The following is a 19386-nucleotide window of genomic DNA, read 5'->3' as shown; positions in this document are numbered from 1 at the left end:
GCTTCACAAATATAAACCAGGAAAATAATTAACCTTGAAAGTCTAAGTTATGCTTTCCTGGCCCAAATTGAGATAGCGCAAATTTTGGTAGAACAGTTAAAAAATGTTAACCCTGCAACAGACGAATCAACAAAGAACCGTTATACATCGCGTCTTTTACCAGCGCAGCGCCTGCCATCGTGCCCTGGTTAGAAAACTGAGTACTCTCAACGCTAATGTGCTGACTATACGCAGGAAGGGCCTGCTGACGGATGCTGTCTGAGATGACCGGGAAGAGGATATCTGCCGCTTTACTTAACGGTGAGCCAATCAGTATTTTTTGTGGGTTAAATAAATTCACCATGATGGCAAGAATGCGCCCCACATGCGCGCCCACCCCGGTAATGATGTCTTTTGCCAGCAGATCGCCGCGCAATGCCGCCTGACACAATGAGTCCACGGTTAACGGTTGCCCATGTAACATCGAGCTCATGGATTGATTGAGACGCAGCTGTGCCAGCTCAAGTATACTGTCCACACTGGCGATGGTTTCGAGGCAGCCGTGATTCCCGCAATAACAACGTTTCCCATACGGGTCGACCTGTGTGTGGCCTATTTCCACGAGGCTACTGCTGCCTGCGTGTAGCAGATGACCATCGGTAATGACGCCCGCCCCCACGTTGTGATCGATAACCACCTGAATCACATCGCGCGCCCCGCGTGAGGCACCAAACAAGGCCTCTGCCATCGTCCATGCGCTGATATCATGCTGAATATAAACCGGAACGCCGGTATGCTGCTCCAGAGCCTCGCCGAGCGGCATCTCTTTTACATCCTCGTAGAACGGCATGCGATGTACAATGCCATTTTCCGTATCAATAATTCCCGGCAGGGTTATGGCAATCGAAGTTAGACGCTCAAGTTTTTTCTGGTGGCGGATAAAAAACTGATCGATATGGGAAATGATACGATCCAGCAATGGCGAGTCATCTTTTAACGCCAGTTCCTGCGACTCTTCCACCACCAGTTTGCTGCTCAGATCGCGCAGAGCAAGGAAAATCTCCCCGCGACTAATGCGCAGAGAAAGATAGTGCCAGGCTTCAGTTTCAACCACCAGCCCCACCGCCGGACGGCCACGGTTCCCCGCTTCTTTGATTTCCAGCTCTTGCACCAGGTGTGCTTCGAGCATCTCACGGACAATTTTAGTGATACTGGCAGGAGCCAGTTGCGCCAGACGGGAAAGATCGATACGCGAGACTGGACCAAGCTGATCAATCAGGCGATAAACCGCGCCCGCGTTGGTCTGCTTTATTTGATCAATGTGCCCAGGCTGGTTTTCAGCAACCACCGCATACTCCCTATATTTTCGCGCTCCGAAATAATCTGTAGGCTATGGTGAAGCACTTCAATACGTGTCGTCAAATTTTTACTTAGGCATGTGATTAACAGCACATTTTTCGGGCTTTTTCGCTGAAATTTCCCTCACCTGAGAGCATTCAGCAGATGAATACGAAAGTTACGCGCAGCTGGACTTTGTTCATGATGTTTCGGCCAGACCAACCACATTTCAGAAACCGCATCCTCTTCTGCAATCGGCACCCAGCGCATTTCGTTGAGCTGAACACGTTTAAATGACGCAGGCAAAATTGAAACACCCAGACCGGCGGAAACCAGACCGATGATGGTCATTGCCTCGCCCACCTCCTGAGTGATGACGGGCGTCAAATGGTAACGTCGCATCAGCCCGAGAATATCGTCATACAGCCCTGTCCCGACGTGCGGATCAAAAAAGACGAAGGGTTCTTTCGCCAGTTCAGCCAGCGTTACATTCGGGTTATTTGCCAGGGGATGATCGTGCGGGATCATCGCCATAAGCGGTTCATGGACGATGACTGCGTGTTCAAGCGTCTCCGGTAACGCTGTGTTACGCAGCAATCCCATATCCAGCGTTCCTTCAATGAGCGGAGCGATTTGCTCACGAGTGTTCATTTCGCGGGTTTGTAAATGGACATCGGGATAATCACGGCGAAACAGCGATAACGTATCGGACACCGCCCGAATAAAAGGAGCGGACGAAGTAAAACCAATGCGCAACTCCCCCGCTTCACCCTGATGCAGTCTTTCAGCGCGAGCGGCAGCGTCATCCACCATAGACAGGATTTGCCGACTATCTGCAAGAAACTGTTTTCCTGCTGCCGTCAGCAATACACTGCGATTGGTTCGTGCCAGCAGTCGGGCACCAATTTGTTGCTCCAGCGCCTGAATCTGCTGACTTAGCGGTGGTTGCGAAATATTCAGGCGGGCAGCGGCGCGCCCGAAATGCAGCTCTTCCGCAACAGCAACAAAGTAACGCAGATGACGAAGTTCAATATTCATATTTAAAAAATCTTATTTGAGATTATTAATATATTAGACAGAACAATTCGATTTTCCTACCCTATGTATAAGCCTGATCCACAGGCATATTTAGCAAGGATTTCAAGTGAGCCGTACTACAACTGTTGATGGCGCTCCGGCAAGCGACACTGACAAGCAAAGCATTTCTCAGCCAAATCAATTTATTAAACGCGGTACGCCGCAATTTATGCGCGTCACCCTGGCGCTGTTCTCTGCCGGACTGGCAACCTTTGCACTTCTCTATTGTGTGCAGCCTATCCTTCCGGTGCTTTCGCAGGAGTTTGGCTTAACCCCCGCGAACAGTAGTATTTCACTGTCCATTTCCACGGCGATGTTGGCTATTGGTTTGCTGTTTACTGGCCCCCTATCCGATGCCATTGGTCGCAAACCAGTGATGGTCACGGCGCTACTGTTGGCCTCCATTTGTACGTTACTTTCGACAATGATGACCAGCTGGCACGGCATTTTGATTATGCGCGCCTTGATTGGGCTTTCGTTAAGTGGCGTGGCAGCTGTTGGCATGACTTATCTTAGCGAGGAAATCCACCCCAGTTTCGTGGCCTTTTCGATGGGGTTGTATATCAGCGGCAACTCAATTGGCGGCATGAGCGGACGCTTAATTAGTGGTGTCTTCACGGACTTTTTCAACTGGCGAATTGCTCTGGCGGCAATCGGTTGTTTCGCGCTGGCCTCGGCGTTGATGTTCTGGAAAATCCTTCCGGAATCACGCCATTTTCGCCCGACTTCGCTGCGCCCTAAGACGTTATTTATCAACTTTCGTCTGCACTGGCGTGACCGGGGATTACCGTTATTGTTCGCAGAAGGCTTTTTGCTGATGGGGTCGTTCGTCACGCTGTTTAATTACATCGGCTATCGGTTGATGCTTTCCCCCTGGCATGTCAGTCAGGCCGTGGTTGGCTTATTATCGCTGGCTTATTTGACCGGTACATGGAGCTCACCCAAAGCCGGAACCATGACCACCCGCTACGGGCGCGGTCCGGTGATGTTGTTTTCGACGGGGGTTATGCTGTTTGGTTTACTGATGACCTTATTCAGCTCGCTGTGGCTGATCTTTGCCGGAATGTTACTCTTCTCAGCAGGATTCTTCGCAGCCCACTCAGTTGCCAGCAGCTGGATTGGCCCCCGCGCAAAACGCGCTAAAGGCCAGGCCTCCTCGCTGTATCTGTTCAGTTACTATCTGGGGTCGAGTATTGCCGGGACGCTGGGTGGTGTTTTCTGGCATAACTATGGCTGGAACGGCGTCGGCGCATTTATTGCTCTGATGCTGGTCATTGCTCTGCTGGTCGGGACGCGTTTGCATCGTCGTCTGCACGCCTGAAAAATAAGCCCGGACTGCGGTAACTACACGTCCGGACTTATTGCTTGCTCAAACCAACGTTAATAGCCATCCTAAAATAGACGAAGCGCCAGCCAATTCCCGCAGCGCGTCTAGCGTCATCAGGATTATAAGTACCCAAATAAACGGATTCATTTTGCTGTGTGTCATTTATTACTGATGCGCAGTTATTCTACCGCTTTGTAAGTAGTAAAATAGTTAACCCGATCAAGACTACTATTATTGGTAGCTAAATTTCCCTTAAGTCACAATACGTTATTATCAACGCTGTAATTTATTCAGCGTTTGTACATATCGTTACACGCTGAAACCAACCACTCACGGAAGTCTGCCATTCCCAGGGATATAGTTATTTCAACGGCCCCGCAGTGGGGTTAAATGAAAAAACAAATTGAGGGTATGACAATGAAAAAAGTATTAGCTCTGGTTGTTGCCGCTGCTATGGGTCTGTCTTCTGCCGCCTTTGCTGCAGAGACTGCGACCACACCTGCTCCGACTGCGACGACCACCAAAGCAGCGCCGGCGAAAACTACACATCATAAAAAACAGCATAAAGCAGCACCTGCCCAGAAAGCGCAGGCGGCTAAAAAGCATCATAAAAATACGAAAGCTGAACAGAAAGCCCCTGAACAAAAAGCGCAGGCAGCGAAGAAACACGCCGGGAAACACAGCCATCAGCAACCGGCAAAACCTGCTGCACAACCCGCAGCGTAAGTTTTCAACAGTAATGCTGGCGCGCCCCCTCGCGCCTGAAAATTACGGTGCTAAGCGGGTAACGTTTAGCACCGCCTTTAGCGGAGGGTAGTATGGTGGGCCGTTATCGCTTTGAGTTCATTCTTATCATCCTTATTTTATGCGCACTGATTGCCGCCCGTTTTTATCTTTCCTGACTGTAGTTATCTGATTTTACTCCCACTTTCATCCCGTCCCGTCTATAGTATTTATGAGGGTTTGCTTTTAATAATCATAATTACCCACCAGAGTGTGATATGCGTACAACCATTGCTGTAGTGTTGGGTGCAATTAGTTTGACGTCTGCTTTTGTGTTTGCAGATAAACCAGACGTTGCCAAATCGGCAAACGATGAGGTCAGCACCCTGTTTTTTGGTCATGATGATCGTGTGCCAGTGAATGACACGACCCAATCACCGTGGGATGCGGTTGGGCAACTGGAAACGGCCAGCGGCAATTTATGTACGGCGACGCTGATTGCACCCAATCTGGCATTAACGGCAGGACACTGTTTATTGACACCTCCAAAGGGTAAAGCCGATAAAGCAGTGGCGCTGCGTTTTGTGTCAAATAAAGGTCTTTGGCGCTATGACATCCACGACATAGAAGGCCGCGTTGATCCGACACTGGGAAAGCGGTTAAAAGCAGATGGGGATGGTTGGATTGTACCTCCCGCAGCCGCGCCGTGGGACTTCGGATTGATTGTGCTACGTAATCCCCCTTCTGGCATTACACCGTTGCCGTTATTTGAGGGAGATAAAGCCGCGCTTACTGCCGCATTAAAATCGGCTGGCCGTAAAGTAACTCAGGCGGGATACCCTGAAGATCATCTCGATACGTTGTACAGTCATCAAAACTGTGAAGTGACTGGCTGGGCGCAAACGTCGGTGATGTCACATCAGTGCGATACCTTGCCGGGTGACAGCGGTTCGCCTCTGATGTTGCATACCAATGACGGCTGGCAATTAATTGGGGTGCAAAGTTCGGCTCCTGCCGCGAAAGATCGCTGGCGCGCCGATAACCGGGCCATTTCTGTTACCGGTTTTCGCGACAAGCTGGATCAACTGTCGCAAAAATAATGTTCAAACGCTGCCCGACTGTGCGGGCAGCGTGTTCATCAGGCAAGTTTCACCATGATCATTCCAGCCAACAGCAAGACCAGGCCAATCCAGCCTTTACGATTTAACCGTTGACCAAACAAGATCCAACCTGCGGCTAACGTGGCGGCAATACCAAACCCGCCCCACAATGCATAAGCGACAGACAAGTCGATCCCTTTAACGGCCTGAGAAAGCGCACTAAAGGCAGCCAGCACCGCCGCCAGGGAGAGCAAGCCAAATATTTTGCGACGAAAGCCGTCAGAAAATTTCAAAAAGACGTTAGCAACGATTTCCAGCACGATTGCCAATGCCAGCCAGGCGGCGTGAACCCATTCAAACTGCGCCATGGTTCACCTCCAGTTCAGGTTTACGCGCTTTACGGGTACCTGATTTTATTAACACAATCCCGGCGACCAGGGTGGTTAACCCGGCAATTTTCATCAGCGATAAACTTTCGTCGAATAACAAAACGCTAAACAAGGTAATAAATAAAATACCGATACCTTCCCACAGCGCATAAGCTACGCCTAAGGCGATTTTTTTAACGGCGAAAGAGAGAAATATATACGACAGAGAAATCATCACCAGCATTAAAATAAAGCCGCCATTTCCCTCACTGACGCTCGCCCATTTCATGGACAGCGTACCGGTAATTTCTGTAGCAATAGCCAGACCTAATAAAATCCAATAAATATACATTGTCCTTCTCCTGCAAGAGAATTATTTTAATTTTCGCTTAATTCAGCGAAACCAAAGTAAAGTGGTCAAGCCCCGCGCTTAGCGCAAGCTTTGGCAGAAGAAAGGACTAAAGTGCGTTACGCCAGTGCTGCTCACCTACGAGCAAGATAGTGGATGAGGTACGAAGATGGGTAAATGTAGAAAATAACGTCCTGAACAAATTGTCCATAATATTACAATTATCCGCAGTGTTGCTTCTCGTCATCGCGGATGATAATTGTCCTCGGTAGTTGAACACGCCTGATTTGTATCATAGCTTAAGAATTAACTCAAAATATTTTCACTTCTTTACCTGAGCGGTTTGATTTTCGTTATGATGACGGAGCGAAAAAGACATTATTATTAGCGAAGGAAGAAAAAACGGGGACAAGCATGGCAAAGCCGATCATCACGCTCAATGGCCTAAAAATCGTCATTATGTTGGGAATGCTGGTCATTATTCTCTGCGGTATCCGTTTTGCCGCCGAGATCATCGTGCCGTTTATTCTCGCATTATTTATTGCTGTTATTCTTAACCCGCTGGTGCAACACATGGTCCGCTGGCGTGTGCCGCGTGTACTGGCAGTGTCGATTTTGATGACCATCATCGTGATGGCGATGGTGTTGCTATTAGCTTATCTGGGTTCCGCCCTCAACGAGTTGACGCGGACGTTACCGCAATATCGCAACTCTATTATGACGCCGCTGCAAGCTCTTGAGCCGTTGTTGCAACGCGTAGGGATTGACGTCTCAGTTGACCAGCTGGCGCATTACATTGATCCGAACGCGGCGATGACGTTGCTCACCAACTTATTGACGCAGTTATCTAATGCCATGTCATCAATATTTTTATTGCTGCTGACGGTGCTGTTTATGCTGCTCGAAGTGCCACAATTGCCCGGAAAATTTCAGCAAATGATGGCGCGTCCGGTTGAAGGGATGGCGGCGATTCAACGTGCAATTGACAGTGTTTCTCATTATCTGGTGCTGAAAACAGCCATCAGCATCATCACCGGCCTGGTCGCCTGGGCGATGCTCGCCGCACTCGATGTTCGCTTCGCTTTTGTCTGGGGATTGCTGGCCTTTGCGCTTAATTACATCCCTAATATTGGTTCAGTTCTCGCGGCAATCCCCCCTATCGCTCAGGTACTGGTGTTTAATGGCTTCTACGAAGCGTTGCTGGTGCTGGCGGGATATCTGCTGATTAATCTGGTCTTCGGCAATATTCTGGAGCCGCGCATCATGGGACGTGGGCTGGGGCTTTCCACATTGGTGGTATTTTTGTCGTTGATTTTTTGGGGATGGTTGTTAGGACCGGTGGGTATGCTGCTTTCCGTGCCGTTAACAATTATTGTCAAAATTGCGCTTGAACAAACAGCGGGAGGTCAAAGCATCGCCGTTCTGTTAAGCGATCTCAATAAAGAGTGACGGCCTCCGCAGAGGCCGTCAGGGTTACAGAGCTTTCAGGATTGCATCCACGCTGGCTTTGGCGTCACCAAACAGCATGTGGGTGTTTTCCTTGAAGAACAGCGGGTTTTGCACACCAGCATAGCCAGTGTTCATCGAACGTTTAAAGACAATCACGTTCTGCGCTTTCCACACTTCCAGCACAGGCATACCAGCAATCGGACTCTTCGGATCATCCTGCGCCGCCGGGTTAACCGTATCGTTAGCACCAATCACCAGTACGGTATCGGTATCAGCAAAGTCATCATTGATCTCGTCCATTTCCAGCACGATGTCATACGGTACTTTTGCTTCAGCCAGCAATACGTTCATATGTCCAGGCAAACGCCCCGCGACCGGGTGGATACCGAAACGCACATTAATACCACGAGCGCGCAATTTCTCAGTAATTTCAGCGACAGGATATTGCGCCTGCGCAACTGCCATGCCGTACCCCGGAGTAATGATCACTGAATGGGAGTTTTTCAGCAGTTCCGCTGTCTCTTCTGCAGTGATTTCGCGGTGCTCGCCCACTTCCTGATCATCACCAGTAGAAGAGCCGTCGGTGCCGAAACCACCCGCAATAACGCTGATAAAGGAACGGTTCATCGCCTTACACATAATGTAAGAAAGGATAGCCCCCGAAGAACCGACCAGCGCACCGGTCACAATCAGCAGGTCGTTGCTGAGCATAAAGCCCGCAGCCGCAGCCGCCCAGCCGGAGTACGAGTTCAGCATCGACACCACCACTGGCATATCTGCACCACCGATGGAGGCGACTAAATGCCAGCCGAATACCAGCGCAATGGCGGTCATTATCAGCAATGCCAGCACTTGCAGGCCGACGCTATCCGTGCGAACAAATACAATCAGCAGCAGGAAGGAAACGACCAGAGCCGCCAGGTTCATTTTGTGACGGTTTGGCAGCATCAACGGTTTAGACGAAATCTTGCCACACAGTTTGCCGAACGCCACCACCGAACCCGTGAACGTTACCGCCCCGATGAAGATACCGAGGAACACTTCCGTCAGGTGAATATTGACCAGAATCGGTGCCATTCCCGCGTCATGATGCAGATAACTGTTAAAGCCAACCAGCACTGCCGCCAGACCCACGAAGCTATGCAGGATCGCCACCAGTTCTGGCATTTCGGTCATTTCAACTTTCTTCGCCAGACGGATACCAATTGCCCCACCAATGACCATCGCCAGCAAGATCCAGCCAACATTACCCGTATCCGGTCCAAAAATGGTTGCGATTAACGCAATCGCCATCCCGGCGATACCGAAGTTGTTACCCTGGCGAGACGTTTCATGTTTCGAAAGACCGGCCAGACTGAAGATAAACAGGATCGCGGCAACAATGTATGCAGCTGTAACTAATCCTCCAGACATATGTTACCCCTTAATTTTTGCGGAACATTTTCAGCATGCGCTGAGTCACGGTGAAGCCACCGAAAATATTAATGCTGGCTATAAGCACCGCGATAAAACTAAGGAAGCTAACCCAGCCGCCCTGGCCAATCTGCAACAGTGCTCCGACAACAATAATCCCTGAAATCGCGTTGGTGACCGACATCAACGGTGTATGCAGCGCGTGCGATACATTCCACACCACGTAATAACCGACAACGCAGGCCAGCGCGAAAACGGTGAAGTGCCCAAGAAACTCTTTCGGCGCAACGCTTGACAGCCAACCGAACAGGATGATTGCCAGCGCCATCAACGCGTATTTACGCCACGGTGAGCAGGTACATTTTTCCTCAGTTTTCACTTCCGGTGCCGCTTTTTGTGCCGCCTGCGGCTGAGCTGATACCTGAATCGGCGGTGCCGGCCAGGTAATTTCACCCGCACGGATCACGGTCACGCCGCGAATCACCACATCATCAAAATCAACAGTGATATTGCCGTCTTTCTCTTTGCACAACAGTTTCAGCAGATTAACGAGGTTAGTACCGTAAAGCTGTGAGGATTGCGTCGGCAGACGGCCCGGAAGATCGGTATAACCAATCACTTTGACACCATTTTCCGTAGTGAAGATTTCACCCGGCACGGTGTATTCACAGTTGCCACCGTTTTGGGCTGCCAGGTCGACAATCACACTGCCCGCCTTCATGGAGTCAACCATTTCACGGGTAATTAGCTTCGGCGCTGGTTTGCCTGGAATAAGCGCGGTGGTGACAATGATATCGACCTCTTTTGCCTGGGCGGCAAAGAGTTCCATTTCCGCTTTAATGAACGCGTCCGACATCACTTTGGCATAGCCATCGCCGCTGCCCGCTTCCTCTTTAAAATCCAGCTCGAGGAATTCCGCGCCCATACTTTGAACTTGTTCTTTCACTTCCGGACGGGTGTCGAATGCACGCACAATCGCGCCGAGACTGTTTGCTGCGCCAATGGCGGCCAGACCTGCAACACCCGCACCAATCACCATCACTTTTGCCGGTGGCACTTTCCCGGCCGCAGTAATTTGCCCGGTAAAGAAGCGCCCAAATTCATGTGCCGCTTCAACAATGGCGCGATAACCGGCGATGTTCGCCATCGAGCTTAGTGCGTCCAGCGATTGTGCGCGTGAGATACGCGGCACAGAATCCATCGCCATCACGGTCACGTTACGTTCCGCAAGTTTTTGCATTAATTCCGGATTCTGCGCAGGCCAGATAAAACTCACCAGCGTTGTCCCTGGATTCAGTAACGCAATTTCATCATCTAACGGCGCATTGACCTTCAGAATGATCTCTGACTGCCAGACGCTATTCCCTTCTACAATTTCAGCGCCCGCTTGCACAAACGCTTTATCGTCAAAACTTGCCAGTTGACCCGCGCCGCTCTCTACCGCGACGGTAAAACCCAGTTTCAGCAGCTGTTCCACTGTTTTTGGCGTTGCTGCAACACGGGTTTCATTGGTTAACCGTTCTCTTGGTATGCCAATTCGCATGATATTCCCTTCCATCGGTTTTATTGATGATGGTTTGCCTGTGTCAGGAGCCACACAAGCCGCTCATGTACGAGCTAAATGTTACTCCGTTAAAATAAATTAGTAACAAACGCCCTATAACGTACTGAAAATTATGCCTGTGATCTAGCGCCAAAAATCAGTATTTCGGCGTGAACTCGCAAAATATTAACGATTCAGCCGTGATAGTGGGATAAACACCTTAGAACGCCGGATAAAGACTGATAATTGTCTTCGACGGTCGGGTAAAACGAGACATCGCCCCGGCACGAATCACTACTTAACATTAAATTAACTTATACAATTCAGTTGCTTCAGTAGTAATGATGCTGATACGGCTGTTTTTTAAGCATAGACGGTCATTTGAGCAGGATTAAAATTGGCTTAAGGAATGTGATATGAAAAATGACGCAGACAGTTACACCGTTTAAATGCAATAATCAGCCACGTTTCTCGTTAATAACAATACCAGTACCTGGTTTGCGCAAGGCGAAGGATTATTTTTATGAAGCTTAAGAACACCCTCCTGGCGTCGGCACTGCTTTCTGCTACGGCATTCTCCGTTAACGCAGCAACAGAACTGACACCGGAGCAAGCGGCAGCGGTTAAACCTTTTGACCGTGTAGTGGTTACCGGTCGTTTTAATGCTATTGGCGAAGCGGTGAAAGCCGTTTCTCGTCGCGCAGATAAAGAAGGTGCCGCCTCTTTTTATGTTGTCGACACTTCTGATTTTGGTAACAGCGGTAACTGGCGTGTGGTCGCTGACCTCTATAAAGCCGATGCTGAAAAAGCAGAAGAAACAAGTAATCGCGTAATTAACGGTGTTGTCGAACTGCCGAAAGATCAGGCTGTTCTGATTGAACCGTTTGACACGGTCACCGTCCAGGGCTTCTATCGTAGCCAGCCAGAAGTCAATGATGCCATCACCAAAGCAGCAAAAGCGAAAGGTGCCTACTCTTTCTACATTGTTCGTCAAATCGATGCCAACCAGGGCGGCAACCAGCGTATTACTGCATTCATCTATAAAAAAGATGCTAAGAAACGTATCGTCCAGAGCCCGGATGTGATCCCGGCAGATTCCGAAGCAGGACGTGCAGCTCTGGCTGCCGGTGGCGAAGCCGCGAAGAAAGTTGAGATCCCAGGTGTTGCGACTACCGCATCACCAAGTTCTGAAGTCGGTCGTTTCTTTGAAACCCAGTCATCAAAAGGCGGACGTTACACTGTCACGCTTCCTGACGGCACTAAAGTCGAAGAACTGAACAAAGCGACAGCAGCGATGATGGTCCCGTTCGACAGCATCAAATTCTCTGGCAACTACGGCAACATGACCGAAGTCTCCTATCAGGTTGCGAAACGTGCCGCGAAGAAAGGTGCTAAGTATTACCACATCACCCGCCAGTGGCAGGAACGTGGTAATAACCTGACCGTCAGCGCAGATCTGTATAAATAACTATTCAGTTACTCCTATAAGGCGGCTTGATGCCGCCTTTCGCATTTTTAGTCACAAATTTCCCCGCGACCATTGCATGCAGACACATCTCTTCGTAAAATCCCGCGCTTCAGTGGCAAACTCCATTTTTATGCGTTTTGCCCTAATATTTATTCTTCTTATCACGTTTTAATCACTGGATATCGATGGAAAAGAAACTGGGACTGAGCGCACTCACCGCGCTGGTATTAAGCTCAATGCTGGGCGCGGGTGTTTTCAGTCTGCCGCAAAATATGGCGGCAGTTGCCAGCCCGGCAGCACTGCTCATCGGCTGGGGTATTACTGGCGCTGGCATTTTATTGCTGGCCTTTGCCATGCTGATCCTCACGCGCATTCGTCCCGAACTTGACGGCGGTATCTTTACCTATGCCCGCGAAGGGTTTGGCGAGCTAATCGGCTTTTGTTCCGCATGGGGATACTGGCTGTGCGCAGTCATCGCCAACGTCTCCTATCTGGTGATCGTTTTTTCCGCGTTAAGCTTTTTTACGGACACGCCGGAATTGCGCCTGTTCGGCGATGGTAATACCTGGCAATCGATAGTCGGTGCATCGGCTTTATTGTGGATTGTTCACTTTTTGATCCTGCGCGGGGTGCAAACCGCTGCCAGCATTAACCTGGTGGCGACACTGGCAAAATTGTTGCCGCTGGGTCTGTTTGTTGTGCTGGCGATGATGATGTTCAAACTGGATACCTTCAAGCTCGACTTCACCGGACTTGCACTTGGCGTACCCGTGTGGGAACAGGTGAAAAACACCATGCTGATCACCCTGTGGGTTTTCATTGGTGTGGAAGGTGCCGTGGTTGTTTCTGCGCGTGCGCGTAATAAACGTGATGTTGGCAAAGCGACACTGCTGGCGGTTCTCTCCGCTCTGGGCGTTTACTTGCTGGTAACGCTGCTTTCGCTGGGCGTGGTGGCACGTCCTGAACTGGCTGAAATTCGTAACCCGTCAATGGCCGGTCTGATGGTGGAAATGATGGGACCATGGGGCGAAATCATCATCGCTGCCGGTTTGATCGTTTCCGTTTGCGGCGCGTACTTAAGCTGGACCATCATGGCGGCAGAAGTTCCGTTCCTGGCTGCCACTCATAAAGCATTCCCACGCATTTTTGCGCGCCAGAACGCACAAGCTGCGCCATCCGCCTCGCTGTGGTTGACCAACATCTGCGTGCAAATTTGTCTGGTACTCATCTGGCTGACCGGTTCCGATTACAACACGTTGCTGACCATCGCCTCAGAAATGATTCTGGTGCCCTATTTCCTGGTCGGCGCGTTCTTGCTGAAAATCGCAACCCGTCCACTGCATAAAGCGGTAGGTGTCGGTGCCTGCATTTATGGCTTATGGTTATTGTATGCCTCTGGTCCAATGCACTTGCTGTTATCCGTTGTTCTGTATGCGCCGGGGCTGCTGGTTTTCCTGTATGCGCGCAAAACGCATACACATGATAATGTACTGAACCGTCAGGAAATGGTGCTGATTGGCATGCTGTTAATTGCCTCAGTTCCGGCGACCTGGATGCTGGTGGGATAACGTTCATCCCATCGTTGGATAGCAAAGGAGATAACGATGGGTAAAGCCCAGCCCTTGCCAATATTAATTACTGGCGGAGGTCGTCGCATCGGCCTCGCCCTCGCCTGGCATTTCATTAATCAAAAGCAACCGGTGATTGTCAGCTATCGGACGCACTATCCAGCCATTGATGGACTGATTAAGGCAGGTGCGCAGTGTATTCAGGCTGATTTTTCGACCAACGACGGTGTGATGGCGTTTGCCGATGAAGTACTAAAAAGCACCCATGGTCTGCGTGCTATTTTGCATAACGCCAGTGCGTGGATGGCGGAAAAACCAGGTACACCACTGGCCGACGTACTGGCTTGCATGATGCAGATCCACGTTAATACCCCATACCTGCTCAACCATGCGCTGGAAAGATTACTGCGTGGGCACGGACACGCCGCCAGCGATATCATTCACTTTACCGATTATGTGGTGGAGCGCGGTAGCGACAAACATGTTGCGTATGCTGCAAGCAAAGCGGCACTGGATAATATGACCCGCTCGTTTGCCCGCAAGCTGGCACCGGAAGTGAAAGTGAATTCTATTGCGCCATCGCTGATCCTGTTTAATGAACATGATGATGCCGAATATCGACAACAGGCGCTGAATAAATCACTGATGAAAACCGCGCCTGGCGAGAAAGAAGTGATCGACCTGGTCGATTACTTACTTACCAGCTGCTTTATCACCGGACGCAGTTTCCCACTTGATGGCGGTCGTCATCTGCGTTAATGCAGCTTTATCCAGCATATAATCAACACCCATGCGCTTATCCCCCAACACGCAACAGAACCAACAAAAGCGGCGGGCAAGCGCATCATTCCGGTGAAATACCACAGCGACACCAGGTAAACAAAATAGGGAATAATCGACCACATACTAAAAATGATGGTTGCGCGTAAGGCTTCAATGCCGCGTTCGCTGGCAACAATATAATGCGCGATAAGCGCAAAGGTCGGGAAAAGTGGAATCAGCCCGGCGATATAATAATTTTTCGTTTTTGCTAAAACACCAATCAACAGCACTACCAGCGCACCGAGCGCGGCTTTGATTACCAGCCCCATCTTTTTACCTTAACACTTCCATAACAAGTCATCAGTAGAATACCTGATGAAAACTTGTTTAGAAACGATTGATAGTAAGTAAAAACAGCGCGGTGTATTGTGACGTTTTTATATCTACCGTGAATGTTATGAACACTATCGTATTTGTGGAAGATGATGCGGAAGTCGGTTCACTGATTGCCGCGTACCTGGCAAAACATGATATGCAGGTTACCGTAGAACCGCGCGGCGACCAGGCCGAAGAAACCATTTTGCGAGAAAGTCCGGATTTGGTGTTACTCGACATCATGCTACCAGGCAAGGACGGCATGACCATTTGTCGTGATTTACGCGCAAAGTGGTCTGGACCGATTGTTCTTCTAACCTCTCTCGATAGCGATATGAACCACATCCTGGCACTGGAAATGGGTGCCTGCGACTATATTCTCAAAACGACGCCCCCTGCTGTTTTGCTAGCGCGTTTACGTTTGCATTTGCGTCAGAATGAGCAAGCCACACTGACCAAAGGTCTTCAGGAAACGTCTCTGACTCCCTACAAAGCCCTGCATTTCGGCACGTTGACCATCGATCCCATCAACCGCGTAGTCACACTGGCTAACACTGAAATCTCGCTCTCGACAGCTGATTTCGAATTATTGTGGGAATTAGCTACCCATGCCGGGCAAATCATGGACCGCGATGCATTGCTGAAAAATTTACGCGGCGTCAGTTATGACGGACTGGATCGTAGCGTGGACGTGGCTATTTCGCGGTTAAGAAAAAAACTGCTCGATAACGCCGCAGAACCTTATCGCATTAAAACTGTGCGTAACAAAGGCTATCTTTTTGCGCCTCATGCATGGGAATAAGCGATGAAAAAACTGTTTATCCAGTTTTACCTGTTATTGTTTGTCTGCTTCCTTGTGATGTCTCTGCTGGTTGGGCTGGTGTACAAATTTACCGCCGAACGCGCGGGCAAACAGTCGCTGGATGATTTGATGAACAGTTCGCTGTATCTGATGCGCAGCGAATTGCGTGAGATCCCCCCACACGACTGGGGTAAGACGCTGAAAGAGATGGATTTAAATCTCTCTTTCGATCTGCGTGTCGAGCCACTGAGTAAATACCATCTTGATGATATTTCCATGCACCGACTGCGTGGCGGCGAAATTGTCGCCCTGGACGATCAGTACACGTTTTTGCAGCGTATCCCGCGCAGCCACTACGTGCTGGCAGTTGGTCCTGTTCCTTATCTTTATTATCTCCATCAGATGCGATTGCTGGATATCGCCCTGATCGCTTTTATTGCTATTTCCCTCGCCTTTCCGGTGTTTATCTGGATGCGTCCGCACTGGCAGGATATGTTAAAACTGGAAGCAGCGGCGCAACGATTTGGCGATGGGCATCTCAATGAACGTATCCACTTTGATGAGGGGTCGAGCTTTGAACGACTTGGTATCGCATTTAACCAGATGGCGGACAATATCAACGCCTTAATTGCCAGCAAAAAACAGCTTATTGACGGTATCGCTCACGAACTGCGAACACCGTTAGTGCGCCTGCGTTATCGACTGGAGATGAGCGATAACCTGAGCGCCGCCGAATCCCAGGCGTTGAATCGAGATATCAGTCAACTTGAAGCTTTAATTGAAGAGCTGCTGACTTATGCCCGGCTCGATCGCCCACAAAACGAGCTTCATCCTAGCGAACCAGACCTGCCGTTGTGGCTGTCAACGCATCTGGCAGATATTCAGGCAGTAACGCCCGATAAAACGGTACGGATAAAAACGCTCATGCAAGGCCATTATGCGGCGTTGGATATGCGCTTAATGGAGCGCGTGCTGGATAATTTGCTCAATAACGCCCTGCGCTACTGCCATTCAACGGTTGAAACCAGCCTGCTACTATCGGGGAATAAAGCGACATTAATTGTTGAGGATGATGGCCCAGGGATTGCCCCAGAAAACCGCGAACATATCTTTGAACCTTTTGTTCGCCTCGATCCCAGCCGGGATCGCTCAACCGGCGGCTGCGGGCTGGGGCTGGCAATTGTCCACTCTATAGCACTGGCAATGGGCGGTACGGTTAATTGTGACACCAGCGAACTGGGTGGTGCCCGCTTCTCGTTTAGCTGGCCGTTATGGCATAACATCCCGCAATTTACCTCTGCTTGACACTACGCGCACGGTGGTCAAGTCACCACCACTGTGCTATAAGTTAAGGATGTTGTAACTAAAGAGGTTAATATTATGGCGCGTTACGATCTCGTAGACCGACTCAACACTACCTTTCGCCAGATGGAACAAGAGCTGGCTGCATTTGCCGCTCATCTTGAGCAACACAAGCTATTGGTTGCCCGCGTGTTCTCTTTGCCGGAGGTAAAAAAAGAGGATGAGCATAATCCGCTTAATCGTATTGAGGTAAAACAACATCTCGGCAACGACGCGCAGTCGCTGGCGTTGCGTCATTTCCGCCATTTATTTATTCAACAACAGTCCGAAAATCGCAGCAGCAAGGCCGCTGTCCGTCTGCCTGGCGTGTTGTGTTACCAGGTCGATAACCTTTCGCAAGCAGCGTTGGTCAGTCATATTCAGCACATCAATAAACTCAAGACCACGTTCGAGCATATCGTCACGGTTGAATCAGAACTCCCCACCGCGGCACGTTTTGAATGGGTGCATCGTCATTTGCCGGGGCTGATCACCCTTAATGCTTACCGCACGCTCACCGTTCTGCACGACCCCGCCACTTTACGCTTTGGTTGGGCTAATAAACATATCATTAAGAATTTGCATCGTGATGAAGTCCTGGCACAGCTGGAAAAAAGCCTGAAATCACCACGCAGTGTCGCACCGTGGACGCGCGAGGAGTGGCAAAGAAAACTGGAGCGAGAGTATCAGGATATCGCTGCCCTGCCACAGAACGCGAAGTTAAAAATCAAACGTCCGGTGAAGGTGCAGCCGATTGCCCGCGTCTGGTACAAAGGAGATCAAAAACAAGTCCAACACGCCTGCCCTACACCACTGATTGCACTGATTAATCGGGATAATGGCGCGGGCGTGCCGGACGTTGGTGAGTTGTTAAATTACGATGCCGACAATGTGCAGCACCGTTATAAACCACAGGCGCAGCCGCTTCGTTTGATCATTCCACGGCTGCACCTGTATGTTGCAGATTAACGCCCGGCTTTCATACTGCCGACCATCTGTTCTGGCCGTACCCAGCTGTCAAACTCGGCTTCGCTAAGATACCCCAGCGCAAGGGCCGCAGCTTTTAAGGTCAGCCCTTCTTTATGCGCTTTTTTGGCGATCTCCGCGGCTTTGTCATAACCAATGTGGGTGTTAAGCGCAGTCACCAGCATCAGCGATTCATTGAGTAATTGATTGATTCGCTCACGATTCGGTTCAATACCCACTGCGCAGTGTTTGTTAAAACTTTCCATGCCATCTGCCAGCAAGCGCACCGATTGCAGGAAATTGTGGATCACCATTGGACGGAAGACGTTCAGTTCAAAGTTACCGGAAGCGCCCCCCATGTTGATCGCCACGTCGTTCCCCATCACCTGACAGCAGAGCATGGTTAATGCCTCACACTGTGTTGGATTCACTTTCCCCGGCATGATTGAGCTGCCCGGCTCATTTTCCGGGATTGAGATTTCACCAATTCCGCAGCGCGGGCCAGAGGCCAGCCAGCGGACATCATTGGCGATTTTCATCAGTGACGCAGCCAACCCTTTCAACGCGCCGTGCGCCTGAACCAGGGCATCACAGGTCGCAAGCGCTTCAAATTTGTTCGGCGCGGTAACAAACGGTGCACAGGTAATGACTGCCAGTTCATCTGCTACGCGACGCGCATACTCCGGATGGGTATTTAGTCCAGTACCCACCGCTGTACCGCCAAGAGCCAGTTCCGCTACGTGAGGCAGGCTGTATTCGATATGTTTGAGATTATGCTCGAGCATCGCTACCCAGCCGGAAATCTCCTGCCCTAGTGTTAGCGGCGTGGCGTCCTGCAAGTGGGTTCGACCGATTTTGACGATATCGGCAAATGCACGCGATTTTTCACTCAGCGTCTGTGTCAGGGTTTTAAGCTGCGGAATGAGTTGCTTGCGCAGCGCCAGCAGCGCCGCAACGTGCATCGCCGTCGGAAAGACATCGTTGGAACTTTGGCTTTTGTTCACGTCGTCGTTAGGGTGAACTTTACGTTCCATCCCGCGCACGCCGCCGAGTAATTCACTGGCCCGGTTAGCCAGCACTTCGTTCATGTTCATGTTACTTTGCGTGCCGGAGCCGGTCTGCCAGATAGCCAGCGGGAATTCGTCGTCATGCTGTCCTGCCAGTACTTCATCCGCCGCCTGCCGAATGGCGCTCGCTTTCTCTTCAGACAACAAGCCTAAATCTTCATTAACTTTTGCCGCTGCGCGCTTGGTTAGCGCCAGCGCATGAATCAGTGAGGTGGGCATTTTCTCCGTCGAAATGCGGAAATGCTCCAGCGAGCGTTGAGTTTGTGCGCCCCACAGCTTATCTGCCGGGACATCAATCGCCCCCATCGAATCTTTTTCGCTGCGTACTGTATTCATGGCCTGCTCCTCACCTGTTTAATTTTTTCTTTCTG

At 50.3% G+C, this 19386-nt stretch carries 19 protein-coding genes; 11 read left to right on the top strand and 8 right to left on the bottom strand.

The window, feature by feature from the left end:
• Positions 1-106: 106 nt before the first annotated feature.
• The gene (gene mlc, locus HGD79_RS03115) at positions 107-1327 is read right to left on the bottom strand and encodes a sugar metabolism global transcriptional regulator Mlc (RefSeq protein ID WP_000225276.1); all 1221 of its coding nucleotides are present in this window, start codon (positions 1325-1327) and stop codon (positions 107-109) included.
• Positions 1328-1461: 134 nt separating this feature from the next.
• Entirely contained in the window at positions 1462-2355 is an 894-nt protein-coding gene (locus HGD79_RS03110; RefSeq protein WP_001019530.1) for a LysR family transcriptional regulator, read from the bottom strand.
• A 106-nt stretch (positions 2356-2461) separates the two neighbouring features.
• On the opposite strand from HGD79_RS03110, the gene HGD79_RS03105 reads away from it, so the two are divergent.
• The 4 genes from HGD79_RS03105 to HGD79_RS03090 all read left to right on the top strand — a co-directional run bounded on the left by HGD79_RS03105 (position 2462) and on the right by HGD79_RS03090 (position 5544).
• Complete coding sequence (locus tag HGD79_RS03105) at positions 2462-3715, top strand: MFS transporter (RefSeq protein ID WP_000091840.1); 1254 nt, start codon at positions 2462-2464, stop codon at positions 3713-3715.
• Between the two features lie 423 nt (positions 3716-4138).
• A complete protein-coding gene (gene asr, locus HGD79_RS03100; RefSeq protein WP_001342195.1) occupies positions 4139-4447 on the top strand; it encodes an acid resistance repetitive basic protein Asr in 309 nt (102 codons plus the stop codon).
• Positions 4448-4539: 92 nt separating this feature from the next.
• Entirely contained in the window at positions 4540-4623 is an 84-nt protein-coding gene (locus HGD79_RS03095) for a hypothetical protein (RefSeq protein ID WP_000233090.1), read from the top strand.
• Positions 4624-4722: 99 nt separating this feature from the next.
• Positions 4723-5544: a serine protease gene (locus HGD79_RS03090; protein WP_001260841.1), complete on the top strand. Its 822-nt coding sequence runs from the start codon at positions 4723-4725 to the stop codon at positions 5542-5544.
• Between the two features lie 38 nt (positions 5545-5582).
• Here HGD79_RS03090 and mdtI read toward each other — a convergent pair whose 3' ends face one another.
• Together mdtI and mdtJ are read right to left on the bottom strand one after the other, a co-directional pair.
• Positions 5583-5912 carry a multidrug/spermidine efflux SMR transporter subunit MdtI gene (gene mdtI / locus HGD79_RS03085; RefSeq protein ID WP_000046661.1) on the bottom strand — a complete coding sequence of 110 codons (330 nt, stop codon included), beginning with the start codon at positions 5910-5912 and terminating at the stop codon, positions 5583-5585.
• A complete protein-coding gene (gene mdtJ, locus HGD79_RS03080; protein WP_000276149.1) occupies positions 5899-6264 on the bottom strand; it encodes a multidrug/spermidine efflux SMR transporter subunit MdtJ in 366 nt (121 codons plus the stop codon). The genes mdtI and mdtJ overlap by 14 nt, the downstream gene beginning before the upstream one ends.
• Before the next feature lie 411 nt (positions 6265-6675).
• On the opposite strand from mdtJ, the gene tqsA reads away from it, so the two are divergent.
• Complete coding sequence (tqsA, locus tag HGD79_RS03075; RefSeq protein ID WP_001118241.1) at positions 6676-7710, top strand: AI-2 transporter TqsA; 1035 nt, start codon at positions 6676-6678, stop codon at positions 7708-7710.
• A 24-nt stretch (positions 7711-7734) separates the two neighbouring features.
• Here the strand turns inward: tqsA and pntB are convergent, their stop codons facing one another.
• Together pntB and pntA are read right to left on the bottom strand one after the other, a co-directional pair.
• On the bottom strand, positions 7735-9123 hold the full coding sequence (pntB, locus tag HGD79_RS03070) for a Re/Si-specific NAD(P)(+) transhydrogenase subunit beta (RefSeq protein WP_000014036.1): 1389 nt from the start codon (positions 9121-9123) through the stop codon (positions 7735-7737).
• A gap of 10 nt (positions 9124-9133) precedes the next feature.
• A complete protein-coding gene (gene pntA, locus HGD79_RS03065) occupies positions 9134-10666 on the bottom strand; it encodes a Re/Si-specific NAD(P)(+) transhydrogenase subunit alpha (protein ID WP_001352420.1) in 1533 nt (510 codons plus the stop codon).
• Between the two features lie 523 nt (positions 10667-11189).
• Between pntA and ydgH the strand changes: the two genes are divergently transcribed.
• The 3 genes from ydgH (at position 11190) to folM (ending at position 14461) form a co-directional block, all read left to right on the top strand.
• Positions 11190-12134, top strand: a complete 945-nt coding sequence (gene ydgH, locus HGD79_RS03060) for a DUF1471 family protein YdgH (RefSeq protein WP_000769322.1) — start codon at positions 11190-11192, stop codon at positions 12132-12134.
• 185 nt (positions 12135-12319) lie between these two features.
• Entirely contained in the window at positions 12320-13702 is a 1383-nt protein-coding gene (locus tag HGD79_RS03055) for an amino acid permease (RefSeq protein ID WP_000412379.1), read from the top strand.
• Positions 13703-13738: 36 nt separating this feature from the next.
• Positions 13739-14461: a dihydromonapterin reductase gene (folM, locus tag HGD79_RS03050; RefSeq protein ID WP_160539688.1), complete on the top strand. Its 723-nt coding sequence runs from the start codon at positions 13739-13741 to the stop codon at positions 14459-14461.
• Here the strand turns inward: folM and HGD79_RS03045 are convergent.
• On the bottom strand, positions 14458-14793 hold the full coding sequence (locus HGD79_RS03045; RefSeq protein ID WP_000524868.1) for a GlpM family protein: 336 nt from the start codon (positions 14791-14793) through the stop codon (positions 14458-14460). The genes folM and HGD79_RS03045 overlap by 4 nt on opposite strands.
• Before the next feature lie 128 nt (positions 14794-14921).
• Between HGD79_RS03045 and rstA the strand changes: the two genes are divergently transcribed.
• From rstA to tus, 3 genes are all read left to right on the top strand, one after another.
• Positions 14922-15641 (top strand): two-component system response regulator RstA, encoded by a 720-nt coding sequence (gene rstA, locus HGD79_RS03040; protein WP_001092519.1) that lies wholly within the window; start codon positions 14922-14924, stop codon positions 15639-15641.
• A gap of 3 nt (positions 15642-15644) precedes the next feature.
• The gene (rstB, locus tag HGD79_RS03035) at positions 15645-16946 is read left to right on the top strand and encodes a two-component system sensor histidine kinase RstB (RefSeq protein WP_168848285.1); all 1302 of its coding nucleotides are present in this window, start codon (positions 15645-15647) and stop codon (positions 16944-16946) included.
• A 75-nt stretch (positions 16947-17021) separates the two neighbouring features.
• Complete coding sequence (gene tus, locus HGD79_RS03030) at positions 17022-17951, top strand: DNA replication terminus site-binding protein (RefSeq protein ID WP_001295399.1); 930 nt, start codon at positions 17022-17024, stop codon at positions 17949-17951.
• On the opposite strand, the gene fumC is transcribed toward tus, so the two are convergent.
• Positions 17948-19351, bottom strand: coding sequence for a class II fumarate hydratase (fumC, locus tag HGD79_RS03025; RefSeq protein WP_001099102.1), 1404 nt, complete (start codon positions 19349-19351; stop codon positions 17948-17950). The two genes, tus and fumC, sit on opposite strands and share 4 nt — an antisense overlap.
• Positions 19352-19386 lie beyond the last annotated feature (35 nt).

Source organism: Escherichia sp. SCLE84, from assembly GCF_012584495.1.
Classification (GTDB): domain Bacteria; phylum Pseudomonadota; class Gammaproteobacteria; order Enterobacterales; family Enterobacteriaceae; genus ECMA0423.
This window is presented reverse-complemented; position numbering and strand designations above follow the sequence as displayed.